The sequence below is a fragment of the Kitasatospora sp. NPDC028055 genome (genome assembly GCF_040637885.1).
Classification (GTDB): domain Bacteria; phylum Actinomycetota; class Actinomycetes; order Streptomycetales; family Streptomycetaceae; genus Kitasatospora.
Genome location: NZ_JBEZXE010000053.1, coordinates 12876 through 28320, shown reverse-complemented (window position 1 = coordinate 28320; position 15445 = coordinate 12876). Strand labels below are relative to the sequence as shown.

Below are 15445 nucleotides of genomic sequence, written 5' to 3'. Positions count from 1 at the left end.
AGGTGCACCCGGAGCACCATTGGCACCGGGCGAGCCATTGGCACCCGGAGCCCCCGGAGCCCCGTTGGGGCCGGGAGCACCCGGAGCGCCCGGCGAACCGTTGGGACCAGGTGCACCGTTGGGGCCGGGAGCACCCGGAGCACCCGGCGAACCGTTGGGACCAGGTGCACCGTTGGGGCCGGGAGCCCCCGGAGAGCCGGCAGCACCGGGAGGGCCGGCGGGCCCACTCGGTCCGGGCGGCCCACTCGGTCCGGGCGGGCCACTCGGCCCGGGCGGCCCACTCGGCCCGGGCGGGCCGACGGTGCAGGCAGCCCTCGTGATGGTGTTGTCGTCCAGGGTGACGGCGCCGTTGCGCGCCAGGGCGCGGCCTTCGATCACCGAGGCGTGGTTCACGCTGATGGAGGTGAGGGCCAGGATGTTGCCCTTGAAGAAGGAGTCGACGTCGATGGTGGCGGAGCTGCCGACCTGCCAGAACACATTGCAGGGCTGCGCTCCGTTGACCAGGCTGACGACGCTCGACGGAGCCGTGATGAGGGTGGAGCCGATCTGGAAGATGAAGACGGCGTTCGGGTCGCCCATCGCGTCGAGGGTGACGGTCCCGGTGAGGTTCAGCGACGAACTCGCCTTGTAGACCCCGGGCGTCAGCGTCAGCCCGCCGATGTCGCCGGGCGAGGTCAGGGTGGCCGTGGGGGCCCGGCCGGCGGCGTCGTTGTAGGCGATGACGAGGTCGGACTGAGCCTGCGCCGCCTGGGCGTCGTTGACGTGCTGGACCCCGTTCACGATTCCGGGCGGGAAGCCCGTCACGCTGGTTCCCGGGAAGAGCCCGAGGTCCCCGTTGATGACGCTGGGGCCGGTGTTGGTGACGGTTGAGCCCGCCAGGATCGCATAGCTGGTGTCGGTCCCCAGCCCCACCGGTGCCGTTGCGGCGTGCGCGGGGCTGGGGAACGGGCCGGACGTCGCGAGCAACGTCAGCCCGGACAGCAGGACGAACGCGCCCGCGAGTCGAGCGCGTTGACGCCCTCGTCCCGGTGGAGCGGACAACATGGCATCGACTGCCATAGGACAGGACCTTTCTTGTCGCCGTTGAACTCCTTCACCCCAATGGGGGATTCAGAGCGCCGCTGGTGCTTCCGGTCAGGCCTCACCCCCTCGCACCCGCGCCGGAGGGGCGTCCGGAGAGCGGGAGCCGACCAGGACAGGTGATGGATAGTCACCAACTCACTACACCGTGCAACAACAACATGGAAAGAAGAGAGTAATAAAGATGCAACGGAGTGACGCACTAGCGCCGAACGGGGAAGGACCCGCCACCTCGCAGATCCGTTCGTCTACGCACTAAATGGCGACCTGTCCTCCCTGGCCACCGGCGGCCACCCGGGTCGCCGCCGACGCCATTGCAGTACCGTTTTTCCTCTTGGCCGCGCCCAAGCCGGTGAATCACGTATCGCCCCCGTGATCCCAATCGTTGGCCCGATCATGAACGATCTAACGAATCCGCGGGACGAGGCGCTCGCTGTGGCCGCCTGTGACACCGGCACAGTGGCCGCGCGCTGCCGCGCCGCAGGTGGCCTGCTCAAGGTCACCCTCGGTGAACTGCGCGCGGAAGTCGGCTACCGAAGACTCGGCAAGTACGTCCTGGAGGAACTCGCCGAACGTCTCACCGAAGAAGGGCTCGGCTGGTTCCCGACGTGGCGGCTCTCCCCGACGGAGAACAGCGAGCCGCGGAAGGATCACGACGTGTGGGTGTTCCTCCGGGACGGCGGCCTGCGCTGCCAGGTCATCGACGCCATCCAGGCCCCCGACAGCTCCGATGTCCCCACAGTCCTGAACGACCTGCTCGCCGGCCGTCCCCAGAACCTCTCCCCGGAGCACAAGCTCGGCCTCATCCGCGAAATCCTCGGGCTCTGACGCACACCCGGAGCAATCCACCGGCCGGATCACACCTGCACGCCCCGACGTTCGCGGCGCTGCGCCGGACGCCCCTTTCGGGATTCCAGCGCAGCGCCCCAGCAAGCAGAACCGCCATGAACCGAACAGCAATCAAGGGCAGATCAGCTGAACGGTCGGGAAGTAGGTGCGGTAGCGCGTGGCATCCCGAGTGAGCAGGCGGTAGCTCCGGACAGCCGCGTGCGCGCCTATGTAGAAGTCCGGAAGCGGAGCGGTTTTCTGACCTCCACGCTTGCGGTACTGCAGAAAGGCCTTGCCGGCCAGGAACCCGGCCTCGTAGGGAAGCGGCTCTCGGACGAAGGCCTCAGCGGGAAGGACCGCGTCGAGTTCCTCGATCGCCGCATAGGCCACCGAGACCTCGGCGTAGACGATCGGGTTGATCACCACCTGGCCCTCGTCCTGTGCCTTGGCGAGCTCGACTTCGGACCAGTCGGCCCAGGTGGGGTCGTTCGTCATGAGGTCCAGCAGCACGCACGAGTCGACCAGGGTCACCGGCTGAGACCGCTCCTGTTCCACAAGCCTCAACCGGCTACTCCCCACGCAACAACTCCATGATCTCGTCCGTCGACATGCCGCCCGCAGCGGTTCCTCTCATCCGCCGCGCCAGTCGCTGGCCCCGAGTGTCCGTCCCGATCCGGCGCACTATCCGCAGAACGCCGTCCTCCTCGATCACGTCCACCTCGTCCCCGGGGCGGAGACCGCACTTCTGCCGGAGCTCCGCGGGGATCGTGACCTGACCTTTGCTGTTGAGTCGCATCTCAGGGCTCCTTGGTATCCCGTATTACCCCTACTACGTAATACTACGCGCCGACAACGAAGCTCCGCTCGAGTTCTGGGAGATCTTCATCGAGCAGAAGGTCAACGAAGGCGCCACCGCACGGGGCTGTGTCAGTCAGGGGTGGATCGAGGCGAAGACCTCGATCTCACACTTCGCGGCACCGCTGCGCTTGATCCTCGCATCGCTGGTGATCAGTGGTACGCCCAGGGCTTCCGCCAGGGCAACGTACTGGGAGTCGTAGGCGCTGAGGTTGGCGTGCAGCTTCCTCACCCGGTCCCAGAAGGGCAGCGTCTCCCGTTTGGCAATGGGAAGCAGCCGGTATGCGGCGACCGCCCGCTCCACTTCCTTCTCGGTCAGCTTGCCGCCACGCTGCATGCCGAGGAGGGCTGACTGGATCTCGTAGTCGAGGAGGGTAGGAGCGTAGACGTCCCCAGCCTCGGCCAGGCGGTTGCGGATGAGCTCCCCGTCGGAACCGTGGGCCGTGAGAACCAGGACGAGGGCAGAGCAGTCGATGACGATCAACGCCCGGCTCGCCCTTCATCGATGGCAGCGAGAACGTCGGCGGCGCTGACGTCGGCGGTGGTTTCCCGGTTCAGCCTTTCCATCATCTCCGCCATGGTGGGCTTGGATGCCTCCCTGGCGATCAGGTCCAGCATGAACGCCTGCAGCGACTTGCCGGCCTGAGCTGCGCGGACCTTCAGGGTCTGGATCTGGTCGTCCGGGACGTCCCGGATCGTGAGGGCAGTCATGCCTGCATTCTAGCTCCAGTATCTGCAAAATGCAGATAGTGGTGGGCCTCCGGAGCGGGAACGACGAAGCGCCGCCCCGGGGAGCGAAGCTCTCGGGGCGGCGCTCAGGTGCCGGGCTCCTGCGTCAGTCGGCCAGCGGGAGGTAGACCCGGTTGCCCTGGGCGGCGAACTCGGCGGACTTCTCGGCCATGCCGGCCAGCGCCTCGGCGTCGAAGTCGCTCTGCACCGCGCTGGAGCCGTCGCCGTGCTCGTCGCGGATCTTCTGGGAGATCTTCATCGAGCAGAACTTCGGGCCGCACATGGAGCAGAAGTGCGCGGTCTTGGCCGGCTCGGCGGGGAGGGTCTCGTCGTGGAAGTCGCGGGCGGTCTCCGGGTCGAGGGCCAGGTTGAACTGGTCCTCCCAGCGGAACTCGAAGCGGGCGTCGGAGAGGGCGTCGTCCCAGGCCTGGGCGCCGGGGTGGCCCTTGGCGAGGTCGGCGGCGTGGGCGGCGATCTTGTAGGTGATCACGCCGGCCTTGACGTCGTCCCGGTTGGGCAGGCCCAGGTGCTCCTTGGGCGTGACGTAGCAGAGCATCGCGGTGCCCCACCAGGCGATCATGGCGGCGCCGATGCCCGAGGTGATGTGGTCGTAACCGGGGGCGACGTCGGTGGTGAGGGGGCCGAGGGTGTAGAACGGCGCCTCGTCGCAGATCTCCTTCTGGAGATCCATGTTCTCCTTGATCTTGTTCATCGGGACGTGGCCCGGGCCCTCGATCATCACCTGGACGTCGCGCTCGCGGGCGATCCGGCCGAGCTCGCCGAGGGTCTGCAGTTCGGCGAACTGCGCCTCGTCGTTGGCGTCCGCGATGGAGCCGGGCCGCAGGCCGTCACCGAGCGAGAAGGTGACGTCGTAGGAGGCCAGGATGGAGCAGAGCTCCTCGAAGTTGGTGTAGAGGAAGTTCTCCTGGTGGTGCGCCAGGCACCAGGCCGCCATGATCGAGCCGCCGCGCGAGACGATGCCGGTCTTGCGGCGCGCGGTGAGCGGGACGTACCGCAGCAGCACGCCCGCGTGGACGGTCATGTAGTCGACGCCCTGCTCGCACTGCTCGATGACGGTGTCGCGGTAGACCTCCCAACTCAGCTCCTCGGCCCGGCCGTCGACCTTCTCCAGCGCCTGGTAGAGCGGCACGGTGCCGATCGGCACGGGGGAGTTGCGCAGGATCCACTCGCGGGTGGTGTGGATGTTGCGGCCGGTGGAGAGGTCCATGACGGTGTCGGCGCCCCAGCGGGTGGCCCAGGTCATCTTCTCCACCTCCTCCTCGATCGAGGAGGTGACGGCGGAGTTGCCGATGTTGGCATTGATCTTCACCAGGAAGTTGGTGCCGATGATGGCCGGCTCCACCTCGGGGTGGTTCACGTTCACCGGGATGACGGCGCGGCCGCGGGCCACCTCGTCCCGCACGAACTCCGGCTCCAGGCCCTCGCGCAGCGCCACGAACTCCATCTCCGGCGTCACCACGCCCCGCTTGGCGTAAGCGAGTTGGGTGACGGCGACGCCGCCGCGGCCACGCAGCGGGCGGCGCGGGCGGCCGGGGAAGACCGCGTCCAGGTTGCGCAGGTCGCCGCCGCGCGGGGAGGTGTGCTTGATCCCGTCGTCCTCGGGGCGCGCCTCGCGGCCGTCGTACTCCTCGACGTCGCCGCGCTGGCGGATCCAGGCGTCGCGCAGGGCCGGCAATCCGCGCCGCACGTCGGGCTCGTACGCCGGGTCGGTGTACGGGCCGGAGGTGTCGTACAGCGGCACGGTCCGGCCGTTGGTGAGCTGCACCTCGCGGTACGGGACCCGCAGGTCGGGGCGGGATCCGTCGCGGTAGGCCTTGCGCCAGGCCGGGGTGGGGTATCCGGTGCGCTCGCTGCTGGGGGTGCTGCGGGCAGGCTGCGGCTGTGCTTCGAACGTGGTCATCTGACCTCTACTCCCTACGCCGGCATTATCCGGTCCAGGTTCCTGCGGTCGACGCAGCCGTCGGTCCGTCCGTCGACGGTCCGGTCAGCGTCCTCTCAGCCCGGTGCTCCGAGCTCCCGCGTCGCAGGCGGTGTTGCCTGCACATGACGCCCAACACGGTAGCGAGCCGATCGCCGCAGGTCCAGACGGTCCCCGAAACGGATCGGCGCGGGGAAAGGCCGAGGCCCGGCCCCCGCGAACGGGGTGCCGGGCCTCCGGAGGCGCTCCGCGCGGCGCGCGGAGCGGGGTCAGCTCTTCGCGGCCTTCTTGACCAGGATCACCACTGCGGCGGCGATGCCGACGACCACCAGCAGCTTGATGACGATGCTCAGCAGGGCACCGACCACGCCGAACACGAAGGCGATGATGTTCCAGGCCAGCACCAGGACCAGCACCGGGATGACGATGTTGCGCACCCAGGAGGGCAGCGACTTCCAGAGCTCAGCCATGTCGGTTCCTCTTCTCCCCTCGGGTCGGCCGCCGTCCGGTAACCGCATCCCGCTTGCTTTCGATGCTTCGATCGTACGGTGGCGGAAGCGGCGGAACGAGGGCCTGCGGCCCGGAGAGAACCCCTAGATCACCCCGATCCGACCCCCCGGGAGGACCCCCGAGAAACGGCGGGGGAGCCGGGTCAGACCGGCCAGCGCTCGCCGCGCCAGGCGGCGTCCCAGAACATCCACTCGTAGCGCGAGGTGGTCGTGAAGTGCTCGACCACCCGGCGGCGTTCGGCCGCCGAGAGCTCCTCGCCGAGCCGGTCGGTGAGCGCCAGCACCCGGCGGACCACCGACTGGAAGGCCTCGTCGCCGTAGGTGGCGATCCACTTGGCGTACAGCGGGTCGGGGGAGCCCTGGGCGAGCAGCGCCTCGCCGACCCGGGCGTAGATCCAGTAGCAGGGCAGCACCGCGCCGAGCGCCTCGGCGAAGGACCCGCCGTACACGGTGGCCAGCAGGTAGCTGGTGTAGGCGCGGGTGGTCGGCAGCACCGGTTCGGCGGCGGCCTCCTCGGCGGTGCCGCCGAAGGCGGTCAGGAACTCGGCGTGCATGCCCTGCTCGGCGGCGAGCGCGCCGACCGCGTCGTCGGCGAAGGCCCGTACGTCGGCCTCGCCGGGGGCCTTGGCGGCGCAGACGGCGAGGGCGCGGGCGTAGTCGCGCAGGTAGTGCGAGTCCTGGACGACGAAGTGGCGGAAGGCCTCGCGCGGCAGGGTGCCGTCGGTGAGGCCGCCGATGAAGGGGTGGGCGAGGATCTCGGCGTAGATCGGCTCGATCGACGCCCAGAGCTCCTCGGTGAGGCTACGGGTCATGCGAACGACCCTACGACGGCGCCGCCCGGCCCCGCCCCCGGCCGTCGGCCCCGCCTCCTCCCCCGCCCTTCGGCTTCGCCCCGTCCACCTCCGGGACCAGGGGCGTTCGGCACCAACTCGTCCGGCGGGAGCTTCCCCCGGAGCGGGCCGCCTGTCAGGCTTGGGCGGCATGAAGGGTTTCGTCATCAAGACACTGATCAACGCGGCGGCCATCTGGGTCGCCGCCTGGATCGTCAGCGGCATCCAACTCGCCGAGGGCAAGGCCGACTGGCAGCACAAGACGCTGACGGTGCTCGGCGTCGCCGTCGTCTTCGGGCTCATCAACTGGCTGATCAAGCCGGTGGTGAAGCTGTTCTCGTTCCCGTTGTTCATCCTCACACTGGGACTGATCACCTTCGTGATCAACGCCCTGATGCTGCTGCTCACCTCGTGGGCGTCCACCAAGCTGGAGTTGGACTTCCACGTGTCCACCTTCGGTTCCGCACTGGTCGGTTCACTGATCATCAGCCTGGTCTCCTGGGGCCTGCACCTGGCCCTGGACGACGACTGATCCGTCGTGCGCGGTGTCGCACGCGGCCTCGAGAAGGGGCCCGCGCCCGGGTGGGTGGTCCACCGGGGTACGGGCCCCTTCGTCGTTCCCAGGGGTAGTCGCCGGCCGTCGTCCCCCGGGACCCCAGGGACCCCGGGGCCCCCGACGCGACCCGCTCGGTTCGCTCACCCCGCGTCGCACCCCCGCAGGATGTCCGCGAGCTCGGCGTCGAGCTCCTTCCCGATGGACTCCCGGCCCACCGGCACCAGCCGGTCGGCCCGCGCCAGGAAGGCGGCCAGCGCCGCCGCCCGGGCGTGCAGCACGGCGTGCCCGTTGGGGGAGCACAGCGCGATGCTGACCTCGGCGGGCTCCCCGCCGAGCGGCCGGATGCGCACGTCGCCCTCACCGGACGGGCCGCCGAGGCCGTCCAGCAGCAGCTCGCGCGCGAACACCCAGGTGACCGGGGCGTCCCCGGGCAGGTGGAAGGTGAACCGGACCGCGTAAGGATCACCCGCCTCGTACCCCAGGTCCACCACGATCGGGAAGGACAGCTCGGGCGAGACCACGAGGTTCATCGCCAGGTGCCCCTGGACAGTGCTGTGCTGCATGGCGCCGGTACCTCTCTTCTGCTCTTCTGCCGGTGTTTCGACCCTTTCCCGGGGTTTCGACCGTTTCCCTCCGCGGGGAGACTCACGCACAACGCTCCAGCCCCGGAGGTCACCATGGGCCCCGACAACCGAACCCCGCCGCCGCGCCCGGTGGTCAAGCGGACCGCGCGGGCGATCCTGCTGGAGCTGGACCCGGACGACCCGCACGGCCCGGCCTCGATCGTGCTGATCCGGCGGGTCCGGCCCGGGGCGCCGCACCCGTACTGGATCACCCCGGGCGGCGGCGTCGAACGCGAGGACCGCACCGTGGTCGAGGCGCTGCACCGGGAGGTGGACGAGGAACTGGGCGGCAAGGTCGTGGACGTGGTGCCCGCCTTCGTCGACACCATCAGCCACACCCACCACGACGACGGCACCCTGCTGCACCCGCACGGGGTCAAGGTGCAGCACTTCTTCGTCTGCCGGCTGGCCTCGATGGACCTCAGCCGGCGGCACGGTCCCGAGGTGACGGACCCGAACGGCGAGTACGAGGTGGTCCGGCTGCCGTTCACCCGCGAGGGCGTGACCTCGGTGAACGTCGTGCCGCCCCGGCTCCGGGCGTACCTCGCGGCCAACATCGAGGGCATCCGCGCGCTCCTCGCACCCGACCTCGGCTGATCCCCTTGGATAATCCCCGCGGCTGATCACCGATCCTGGCCACCCGGCCCGGCGCTATCCGGCCGCCAGCTCGCCGACCAGGTCGTGCCGGATCCGCTCGGCCGGCAGCCCCGCCCGCAGCAGCACCCCGACCCCGCGCCGGACCATCGCGGGCGGGCCGCTGAGCACCGCCTCCCGACCGTCCCACGGGCCGAACCGGCCCACCACCTCGGGCAGTTCACCGGTCAGCGCGCCCCCGGCCGGGCCGGTGCCGGACAGCACCGGCCGGACGGTCAGCCAGGGCAGCCGCGCGGCCAACTCGCGCAGCCCGTCCAGGTCGTACAACTCGGCGGCACTGCGGGCCCCGTAGAACACCTCGACGCTGCGGCCGGAGGCGCCGTGCTCGGCCGCCTCCTCGACCAGCGCGCGGATCGGCGCGATGCCGGTGCCGCCGCCGAGGCAGAGCAGATCGGCACCGGAGGAGTGGTCGACGGTCATCCCGCCGGCCGCCGGGCCCAGCCGCAGCACGTCCCCGGGGGCGGCCCGGCGCACCAGCGCGTTGCTCACCCAGCCCGCCTGGACGGCCTTGACGTGGAAGACCAGCAGCCCGTCCGGGCGGGGGGCGGAGGCGAAGGAGTAGTGCCGCCAGACCCGCGGCCACCAGGGCGTCTCCAGGCTGCAGTACTGGCCGGCCCGGAACGGGTACGCCTGGTCGGGGCGGACGGTGAGCACCGCGACGTCCCGGGTGCGCTGCTCGTGCCGGACCACCTCGCCCTGCCACCACGGCGGCGAGGTGCGGGCGGCCTCCTCGGCGGCCTCGATCATGATCGTGGAGATCAGCCGGTAGGCGCGGCGCCAGGCCAGTTCCGTCGCCGCGTCCCAACGGCTGCCCGCGTACCGGGCCAGTGCCTGCACCAGGCACTCCCCCACCGGGGCGTAGTGGCCGGTCAGGGTGCCGTAGCGGCGGTGGCCGCGGCCCAGCTCGCTCAGCCGGGTGCGCAGCGCGGCCGGGTCCTCGGCGCCGCGGGCGGCGGCCAGCAGGGCGCGGAACAGCCGGTCGCGCTGGACGTCCATGGCGGCGGGGAAGAGCGGGCGGACCTCGGGGTGCTGCAGGAAGAGCAGGGCGTAGAAGTGCGCGGTGGCCCGGTCGGCGACCGGTTCGACGAGCGCGAGGCTGTCCCGGATCAGGCCGATGTCCTGGGCGGTGAGCGGGAGTTCGGTCGGGTCGACACCGGGCGCGGCGGCGGTCGGGGCCGGGACCGACGGCAGGGCGTGGGGTCGGGGCTGCGTCTGAGTTGCCCAGGCCTCGCTCCAACTGTCGCCGGGACCGGCCCAGTTGAGCCCGGGAGCGTCGACGAACAGGGGTTGGAAGGCGGGGGCGGTGCCGGTGGTCGACGGCGTCTCCGGGTAGCTCGGCGCGGGGACGACCGGCGGTGCGGGAACGATCGGCGGCGCGGGGACGATCGGCGGCTCGGCGGGCGGCGGCGGCACGACCGGCCCGGTCCGCACCGGGGCCGCCACCGACGCGGACTCCGCCACGGCCACGGGCTCCACCACGGCCACGGGCTCCGCCACCGGTACGGGCTCCGCCACCGGCGCGGGCGGCAGGTCGGGCGGGTCCAGCGGCATCGGCGGCCGCGCGGGCTCCGCCTCCGGCAGGCCCGGGACGGACGCGGCCCCGGCCGAGCCGAGCCCGGTGCGGATCAGAAGTGTTCTGCGGGACTTCACCGCTACGTTTCGAGTAACCAAGAGAATCGTTTCGCCTCCGGCCGGCCTGCGCCACCACCTGGCTTGTCTCTGCTGACGCCTAGGCAGCGTGGCACGCCCGAAGTGCTCATCCGACAAATCGCGGGAAGCCCGGACACCCAGCCGGAGAACGCGCTACTCTCACTCGATCGGTGGTCGCCCTGAGTGCCGAGCAGCACACCCAGGGCGACCCCGTCCTGCTCACAGCTGCCGCAGCAGCATCCCGGGTTGCTCGACGCAGTCCGCCACGAACCGCAGGAACCCGCCCGCCGTCCCGCCGTCGCAGACCCGGTGGTCGAAGGTGAAGGACAGCTGCGTCACCTCGCGCACCGCCAACTCCCCACCGTGGACCCAGGGTTTGGCCACGATCCGGCCGACCCCGAGCATCGCCGCCTCCGGGTGGTTGAGGATCGGGGTGGAACCGTCCACGCCGAACACCCCGTAGTTGTTCAACGTGAAGGTGCCGCCGGTCAGTTCGGCCGGAGTCAGCGATCCGGTGCGCGCCGCCTCGGTCAACCGGCCCAGCTCCTCGCCGAGTTGCTCGGTGCTACGGGCTTGCGCGTCCCGGACCACCGGGACGACCAGTCCGCGTTCTCCCTGGGCGGCGAAGCCCAGGTGCACCGCCGAGTGCCGCACGATGCCCGAACCGTCCTCCGTCACACTGGAGTTGAGCTCGGGGAAGCGCGCCAGCGCGACCGTGCAGATCCGGGCCAGCAGCGCCAGCACGCTCACCTTCGGGCCCGGGGTGGCGTTCAACTGCCGCCGCAGTGCCATCAGTTCGGTGGCGTCCGCGTCCACCCAGCAGGTCGCGGCCGGAATCTCCCGGTGGCTGCGGGTGAGCTTCTCGGCCACCGCCTTGCGCAGCCCGCGCAGCGGGACGACCGCGTCCTGACCGGCCGGTACGGGCGCTGCGACCGCCGCAGCGGCCACCGGGCCGGCCACCTTGGCCGCGACCGCGCGTTCGACGTCCGCCCGCATGATCAGCCCGTCCGGCCCGCTCCCGGCGAGCGCGGTCAGGTCGACCCCCTGCTCCCGGGCCAGCCGCCGCACCAACGGCGAGATCACCGGCACCACGACCGGAGCCGCCGGAGCCGGTGCCGGAGCCTGGGCCTGAGCGACAGCAACGGCAACCGGAGCCGGAGCAGCAGGACCAGCAGCAGCCACCCCCACCCGACGCCGCCGCCCGCCCTTGCTCTCGACGACCCCGTACCCGACCAACGGCCGCTCGACCTCCGCCGACAGCGCGGCCGGAGCACCGGACGCCCCCGAAGGGCCCTCCGGAGCGCCCCCCGACGCCACCGCGACCGTCACCAGCGGCGCGCCCACGGCGATCTCCTCGCCCTCCGCGCCGTACCGCGCGGTGACCACCCCGCCGTACGGGCAGGGCACCTCCACCACGGCCTTGGCCGTCTCCACCTCCACCACCGGCTGGTCGACGGCGATCACCTCGCCGACCTCGACCATCCAGCGCACCACCTCCGCCCCGGTGAGTCCCTCACCGAGGTCGGGCAGCCGGAACTCCCGTACGACGGGCATCATCCTCGGTCCTCCCACTGCAGCCGGGCGACCGCGTCCAGGATCCGGTCCACCCCGGGCAGGTGGTGGTGCTCCAGCATCGGCGGCGGGTACGGGATGTCGAAGCCGGTGACCCGCAGCACGGGCGCGGCCAGGTGGTGGAAGCAGCGCTCGGTGACCCGGGCGGCGATCTCCGCGCCGGTGCCGCCGAAGCCGCTGGCCTCGTGCACCACCACGGCCCGGCCGATCGAGCGCACCACCCGGGTGACCGTCTCGTCGTCGAAGGGCACCAGGGTGCGCAGGTCGAGCACCGCGAGGTCCCAGCCCTCCGCCTGCGCGGCCTCGGCCGCCTCCAGGCAGACCGGCAGCGACGGCCCGTAGGTGATCAGCACGGCGGAGGTGCCGGTGCGGCGCAGCGCGGCCCGGCCGATCGGCTCGACCGGCGCGGCCGGGTCGAACTCGGCCTTGCCCCAGTAGAGCCGCTTGGGCTCCAGGAAGACCACCGGGTCGTCGGAGGCGATCGAGGCGCGCAGCAGCCCGTAGGCGTCGGCGACCGTCCCGGGGGTGACCACGTGCAGGCCGGGGGTGCTGGTGTAGTACGCCTCGGAGGCGTCGCTGTGGTGCTCGACGCCGCCGATGCCGCCGCCGTACGGGATGCGCACGGTGATCGGCAGCGGGAGCTTGCCGCCGGTGCGGTTGCGCATCTTGGCGACGTGCGAGAACAGCTGCTCCAGCGCCGGGTAGGCGAAGGCGTCGAACTGCATCTCGACCACCGGGCGCAGCCCGTACATCGCCATGCCGATCGCGGTGCCGAGGATGCCGGCCTCGGCGAGCGGGGTGTCCAGGCAGCGGTCGGGGCCGAACTCGGCGGTGAGCCCGTCGGTGATCCGGAAGACCCCGCCGAGCGCGCCGACGTCCTCGCCGAGCACATGGACGGTGGGGTCCTCGCGCAGGGCGTCCCGCAGCGCGGAGTTGAGCGCCTGCGCCATCGAGGCGGTACGGGCGGTGCCGGCGGTGCCGCCCGTTCGGGCGGAAACAGCGGTGGACATCAGTGCTGCACCTCGGCTTCGGCGGCCAGCTCGGCGGCCAACTGGGCTGCCTGCTCCCGCAGTTGCGGGGTCAGCTCGGCGTAGACGTGGGTGAACAGGGCCATCGGGTCGAGCTCCGGGTCGGCGTGGAACTCGGCCCGCATCCGGGCCGCCAGCGCCTCCGCCTCGTCGGCCGCGTCCTGCACCAGCTCGTCGTCCAGTACGCCGAGTCCGCGCAGGGCGCGGTCCATCAGCAGGATCGGGTCGTGCTCCCGCCAGGCCTCCACCTCGGGTTCGGTGCGGTAGCGGGTGGCGTCGTCGGCGTTGGTGTGGGCCTCGATCCGGTAGGTGAGGGCCTCGATCAGGGTCGGGCCCTCGCCGGCCCGGGCGCGCTCGACGGCCTCGGTGAGCACCGAGTGCACGGCGGGCGCGTCGTTGCCGTCGACCAGCCGGCCGGGCATGCCGTAGCCGACCGCCTTGTGGGCGAGGCTGGGTGCGGCGGACTGCGCGCTGAGCGGGACGGAGATCGCGTAGCCGTTGTTCTGCACCAGGAAGACCACCGGCGCCCGCAGCACGGCGGCGAAGTTCAGCGCCTCGTGGAAGTCGCCCTCGCTGGTGCCGCCGTCGCCGAGCATGGCCAGCGCGACCACCGGTTCGCCGCGCAGCCGGGCGGCGTGCGCCAGTCCGACGGCGTGCGGGGCCTGGGTGCCGAGCGGGGTGCAGAGCGGGGCGGTCCGGCTGGCGCGAGGGTCGTAGCCGGTGTGGGCGTTGCCGCGCAGCAGGGTCAGCGCCTCCAGCGGGTCGACCCCGCGGGAGACCACGGCGAGGGTGTCGCGGTAGCTGGGGAACAGCCAGTCGCGTTCGCCGAGCACCAGGGCGGCGGCGACCTGGCAGGCCTCCTGCCCGGTGGAGGCCGGGTAGACGGCGAGGCGGCCCTGTTTGGTCAGGGTGGTGGCCTGCTGGTTGTAGCGCCGGCCGACGACGAGTCGCCGGTAGAGCTCGCGCAGCAGCGCCGGGTCCTGCTTCTCCAACGCGGGGGTGCCGAGCACCCGGACGGGGGAGACGTCCGGGAGGAGGGGGGCCGGATCGGTGCGCGGAGCGGTGGCCCCGGGCATCCAGCCGGGCACGCCGGTGTGGTGTCTGTGGTCGAGAACGGTCATCTCGGGGCACCTCCATGGGTGGCGGGGGGCTCCCTACCGATTGTTCGGTCGTCTGTTCATCTTGACCAGAAGCGTGACAAGGTGGTGGACATTCGGCCCGAGCGGCGGTCGACTGGTGGCAGTGTGTCCAATCGGCGAGGGTGGGGGGTCATGTCGGCTGAACAGATGTCCAGACTCGACCGGGTCGACCGGGCGATCCTGCGGCTGCTGCAGCAGGACGGTCGAGCCTCGATCCGCTCGGTGGCCGAGCGGGTGCACGTGTCCCGGGCGAACGCGTACGCCCGGATCTCCAGGATGGTCGAGGACGGCATCATCCGCGGCTTCACCGCCCGGGTGGACCACGAACGGGCAGGTCAGGGCGCGTCCGCGTACATCACCCTGAAAATCGTCCAGAACTCCTGGCGCACCGTGCGCGAGCAGCTGCTGGCGCTGCCCGGGGTCGCCCACATCGCCCTGGTCGGCGGGGACTTCGACGTCCTGCTGCTGGTGCACACCGCCGACAACCACGCCCTGCGGGACCTGGTCCTCAACCGGATCCAGTCCATCCCACAGGTGCTCGGTACACAAACCATGCTGGTGTTCGAGGAGACCGACCAGGTGCCCCCCGACTAGGAAACGCCCACCGGGCCCCCGCAGCTACCAGCCCCCGAAGCCACCGGGCCGGCCGCTACCGGCCCCCACAGCTACCGGGCCCGCAGCCCGTCGAAGGCCAGGTGCACCACGGCGTCCGCGACCCCGTCGGCCGCCTTCAACCCCGGCCGGTACCACTCCACGATCGAGTTGATCATCCCGAACAGCAGCCGGGTGGCCAGCCGCGGCTCCACGTCCCCGCGCAGCGCACCGTCCGCGACGGCCGCCCGCACCAGCTCCGCCACCTGGTGGTCGAAGTCCCGCCGCCGCTCCAGCGCCCAGAGCTCGGTGGCCGTGTTGCCGCGCACCCGCAGCAGCAGCGTCACGTACGGCAGCTCCGCCAGCAGCACCTCCGCGGTGCGCCGCACCACGTGCTCCAGCCGCTCCACCGCCGGGCCCGCCACCGCCTGCGGCTCGGCCAGGATCGCGAACAGCCCGTCCAGCGCCCGGCCGACGGCCAGCCGCAGCAGCTCCTCCTTGCCGCGGACGTGGTGGTAGATCGAGGACTTGGAGATCCCGGCGGCCCGGGAGAGGTCCTCCATCGACGTGCCGTCGTATCCGCGCTCGTTGAACACGTCGACGGTCACCGCGAGCAGTGACTCGACGGTGTAGGCGGTGCGCGTGGTGTGATCGGCCATCCTCCGAGTATCCCCGGCCGCCGAGCGGGGTACGCGATCGGGTCCGGCCGGTCCGCACCAGCCGAAGCCGGTCCGCACCAGCCGAAGCCGGTCCGCACCAGCCGGAACCGGGCGGGCACCAACCGGAGCCGGTCCACACCAACCGAAGCTGGTCCACACCAACCGGAGGAGGGACCGCCTAGAATCTGCGGACGATCGTCCAC

General features: G+C 71.5%; 18 protein-coding genes and 1 riboswitch. Of the genes, 4 read left to right on the top strand and 14 right to left on the bottom strand.

Annotated features, from left to right (window positions below; all coding sequences use genetic code 11):
- The coding region (locus AB0F71_RS34045; RefSeq protein WP_360242993.1) for an ice-binding family protein at positions 1 to 912 on the bottom strand (912 nt) is incomplete at its 3' end.
- A 564-nt stretch (positions 913 to 1476) separates the two neighbouring features.
- Between AB0F71_RS34045 and AB0F71_RS34040 the strand changes: the two genes are divergently transcribed.
- On the top strand, positions 1477 to 1908 hold the full coding sequence (locus tag AB0F71_RS34040; RefSeq protein ID WP_360242990.1) for a hypothetical protein: 432 nt from the start codon (positions 1477 to 1479) through the stop codon (positions 1906 to 1908).
- Between the two features lie 132 nt (positions 1909 to 2040).
- Here the strand turns inward: AB0F71_RS34040 and AB0F71_RS34035 are convergent, their stop codons facing one another.
- The 7 genes from AB0F71_RS34035 to tenA all read right to left on the bottom strand — a co-directional run bounded on the left by AB0F71_RS34035 (position 2041) and on the right by tenA (position 6752).
- Positions 2041 to 2439, bottom strand: coding sequence for a type II toxin-antitoxin system VapC family toxin (locus AB0F71_RS34035; protein WP_360242987.1), 399 nt, complete (start codon positions 2437 to 2439; stop codon positions 2041 to 2043).
- Positions 2440 to 2476: 37 nt separating this feature from the next.
- A complete protein-coding gene (locus AB0F71_RS34030) occupies positions 2477 to 2704 on the bottom strand; it encodes an AbrB/MazE/SpoVT family DNA-binding domain-containing protein (RefSeq protein WP_359780946.1) in 228 nt (75 codons plus the stop codon).
- A 135-nt stretch (positions 2705 to 2839) separates the two neighbouring features.
- Entirely contained in the window at positions 2840 to 3247 is a 408-nt protein-coding gene (locus AB0F71_RS34025; protein WP_360242984.1) for a type II toxin-antitoxin system VapC family toxin, read from the bottom strand.
- On the bottom strand, positions 3244 to 3474 hold the full coding sequence (locus AB0F71_RS34020) for an antitoxin (RefSeq protein ID WP_360242981.1): 231 nt from the start codon (positions 3472 to 3474) through the stop codon (positions 3244 to 3246). Before AB0F71_RS34020 ends, AB0F71_RS34025 begins: the two co-directional genes overlap by 4 nt.
- A 124-nt stretch (positions 3475 to 3598) precedes the next feature.
- Positions 3599 to 5413, bottom strand: coding sequence for a phosphomethylpyrimidine synthase ThiC (gene thiC / locus AB0F71_RS34015; RefSeq protein WP_360242979.1), 1815 nt, complete (start codon positions 5411 to 5413; stop codon positions 3599 to 3601).
- Positions 5408 to 5543: riboswitch (TPP riboswitch) on the bottom strand. (Overlaps the previous gene by 6 nt.)
- A 157-nt stretch (positions 5544 to 5700) precedes the next feature.
- Entirely contained in the window at positions 5701 to 5901 is a 201-nt protein-coding gene (locus AB0F71_RS34010) for a DUF5326 family protein (protein WP_188305823.1), read from the bottom strand.
- Positions 5902 to 6083: 182 nt separating this feature from the next.
- The gene (tenA, locus tag AB0F71_RS34005; protein WP_360242974.1) at positions 6084 to 6752 is read right to left on the bottom strand and encodes a thiaminase II; all 669 of its coding nucleotides are present in this window, start codon (positions 6750 to 6752) and stop codon (positions 6084 to 6086) included.
- Positions 6753 to 6921: 169 nt separating this feature from the next.
- Here tenA and AB0F71_RS34000 point away from each other — a divergent pair, with 169 nt between their 5' ends.
- Complete coding sequence (locus tag AB0F71_RS34000) at positions 6922 to 7302, top strand: phage holin family protein (protein WP_360242972.1); 381 nt, start codon at positions 6922 to 6924, stop codon at positions 7300 to 7302.
- A 164-nt stretch (positions 7303 to 7466) separates the two neighbouring features.
- On the opposite strand, the gene AB0F71_RS33995 is transcribed toward AB0F71_RS34000, so the two are convergent.
- Positions 7467 to 7889, bottom strand: coding sequence for an SsgA family sporulation/cell division regulator (locus AB0F71_RS33995; RefSeq protein WP_360242969.1), 423 nt, complete (start codon positions 7887 to 7889; stop codon positions 7467 to 7469).
- A gap of 114 nt (positions 7890 to 8003) precedes the next feature.
- Here AB0F71_RS33995 and AB0F71_RS33990 point away from each other — a divergent pair, with 114 nt between their 5' ends.
- Entirely contained in the window at positions 8004 to 8546 is a 543-nt protein-coding gene (locus AB0F71_RS33990; RefSeq protein WP_360242966.1) for an NUDIX domain-containing protein, read from the top strand.
- Between the two features lie 54 nt (positions 8547 to 8600).
- On the opposite strand, the gene AB0F71_RS33985 is transcribed toward AB0F71_RS33990, so the two are convergent.
- From AB0F71_RS33985 to pdhA, 4 genes are all read right to left on the bottom strand, one after another.
- A complete protein-coding gene (locus AB0F71_RS33985) occupies positions 8601 to 10253 on the bottom strand; it encodes a globin domain-containing protein (RefSeq protein WP_360242963.1) in 1653 nt (550 codons plus the stop codon).
- Between the two features lie 219 nt (positions 10254 to 10472).
- The gene (locus AB0F71_RS33980) at positions 10473 to 11807 is read right to left on the bottom strand and encodes a dihydrolipoamide acetyltransferase family protein (protein ID WP_360243071.1); all 1335 of its coding nucleotides are present in this window, start codon (positions 11805 to 11807) and stop codon (positions 10473 to 10475) included.
- Positions 11807 to 12835 carry an alpha-ketoacid dehydrogenase subunit beta gene (locus AB0F71_RS33975; RefSeq protein WP_360242960.1) on the bottom strand — a complete coding sequence of 343 codons (1029 nt, stop codon included), beginning with the start codon at positions 12833 to 12835 and terminating at the stop codon, positions 11807 to 11809. The genes AB0F71_RS33980 and AB0F71_RS33975 overlap by 1 nt, the downstream gene beginning before the upstream one ends.
- A complete protein-coding gene (gene pdhA, locus AB0F71_RS33970; protein WP_360243068.1) occupies positions 12835 to 13929 on the bottom strand; it encodes a pyruvate dehydrogenase (acetyl-transferring) E1 component subunit alpha in 1095 nt (364 codons plus the stop codon). Before pdhA ends, AB0F71_RS33975 begins: the two co-directional genes overlap by 1 nt.
- A 210-nt stretch (positions 13930 to 14139) precedes the next feature.
- Between pdhA and AB0F71_RS33965 the strand changes: the two genes are divergently transcribed.
- On the top strand, positions 14140 to 14586 hold the full coding sequence (locus AB0F71_RS33965) for an Lrp/AsnC family transcriptional regulator (RefSeq protein ID WP_350507326.1): 447 nt from the start codon (positions 14140 to 14142) through the stop codon (positions 14584 to 14586).
- Between the two features lie 71 nt (positions 14587 to 14657).
- On the opposite strand, the gene AB0F71_RS33960 is transcribed toward AB0F71_RS33965, so the two are convergent.
- Complete coding sequence (locus AB0F71_RS33960) at positions 14658 to 15242, bottom strand: TetR/AcrR family transcriptional regulator (RefSeq protein WP_360242957.1); 585 nt, start codon at positions 15240 to 15242, stop codon at positions 14658 to 14660.
- Between the last annotated feature and the right edge of the window lie 203 nt (positions 15243 to 15445).

Bases quoted from the DNA above. Each gene is read 5' to 3' on its own strand.
- AB0F71_RS33965 (WP_350507326.1), top strand. From the start codon at position 14,140: ATGTCCAGACTCGACCGGGTCGACCGGGCGATCCTGCGGCTGCTGCAG.
- AB0F71_RS34010 (WP_188305823.1), bottom strand. From the start codon at position 5,901: ATGGCTGAGCTCTGGAAGTCGCTGCCCTCCTGGGTGCGCAACATCGTC.
- AB0F71_RS33995 (WP_360242969.1), bottom strand. From the start codon at position 7,889: ATGCAGCACAGCACTGTCCAGGGGCACCTGGCGATGAACCTCGTGGTC.
- AB0F71_RS33975 (WP_360242960.1), bottom strand. From the start codon at position 12,835: ATGTCCACCGCTGTTTCCGCCCGAACGGGCGGCACCGCCGGCACCGCC.
- AB0F71_RS33980 (WP_360243071.1), bottom strand. From the start codon at position 11,807: ATGCCCGTCGTACGGGAGTTCCGGCTGCCCGACCTCGGTGAGGGACTC.
- AB0F71_RS33960 (WP_360242957.1), bottom strand. From the start codon at position 15,242: ATGGCCGATCACACCACGCGCACCGCCTACACCGTCGAGTCACTGCTC.
- AB0F71_RS34040 (WP_360242990.1), top strand. From the start codon at position 1,477: ATGAACGATCTAACGAATCCGCGGGACGAGGCGCTCGCTGTGGCCGCC.
- AB0F71_RS34000 (WP_360242972.1), top strand. From the start codon at position 6,922: ATGAAGGGTTTCGTCATCAAGACACTGATCAACGCGGCGGCCATCTGG.
- AB0F71_RS34030 (WP_359780946.1), bottom strand. From the start codon at position 2,704: ATGCGACTCAACAGCAAAGGTCAGGTCACGATCCCCGCGGAGCTCCGG.
- AB0F71_RS33990 (WP_360242966.1), top strand. From the start codon at position 8,004: ATGGGCCCCGACAACCGAACCCCGCCGCCGCGCCCGGTGGTCAAGCGG.
- AB0F71_RS34020 (WP_360242981.1), bottom strand. From the start codon at position 3,474: ATGACTGCCCTCACGATCCGGGACGTCCCGGACGACCAGATCCAGACC.
- thiC (WP_360242979.1), bottom strand. From the start codon at position 5,413: ATGACCACGTTCGAAGCACAGCCGCAGCCTGCCCGCAGCACCCCCAGC.
- pdhA (WP_360243068.1), bottom strand. From the start codon at position 13,929: ATGCCCGGGGCCACCGCTCCGCGCACCGATCCGGCCCCCCTCCTCCCG.
- tenA (WP_360242974.1), bottom strand. From the start codon at position 6,752: ATGACCCGTAGCCTCACCGAGGAGCTCTGGGCGTCGATCGAGCCGATC.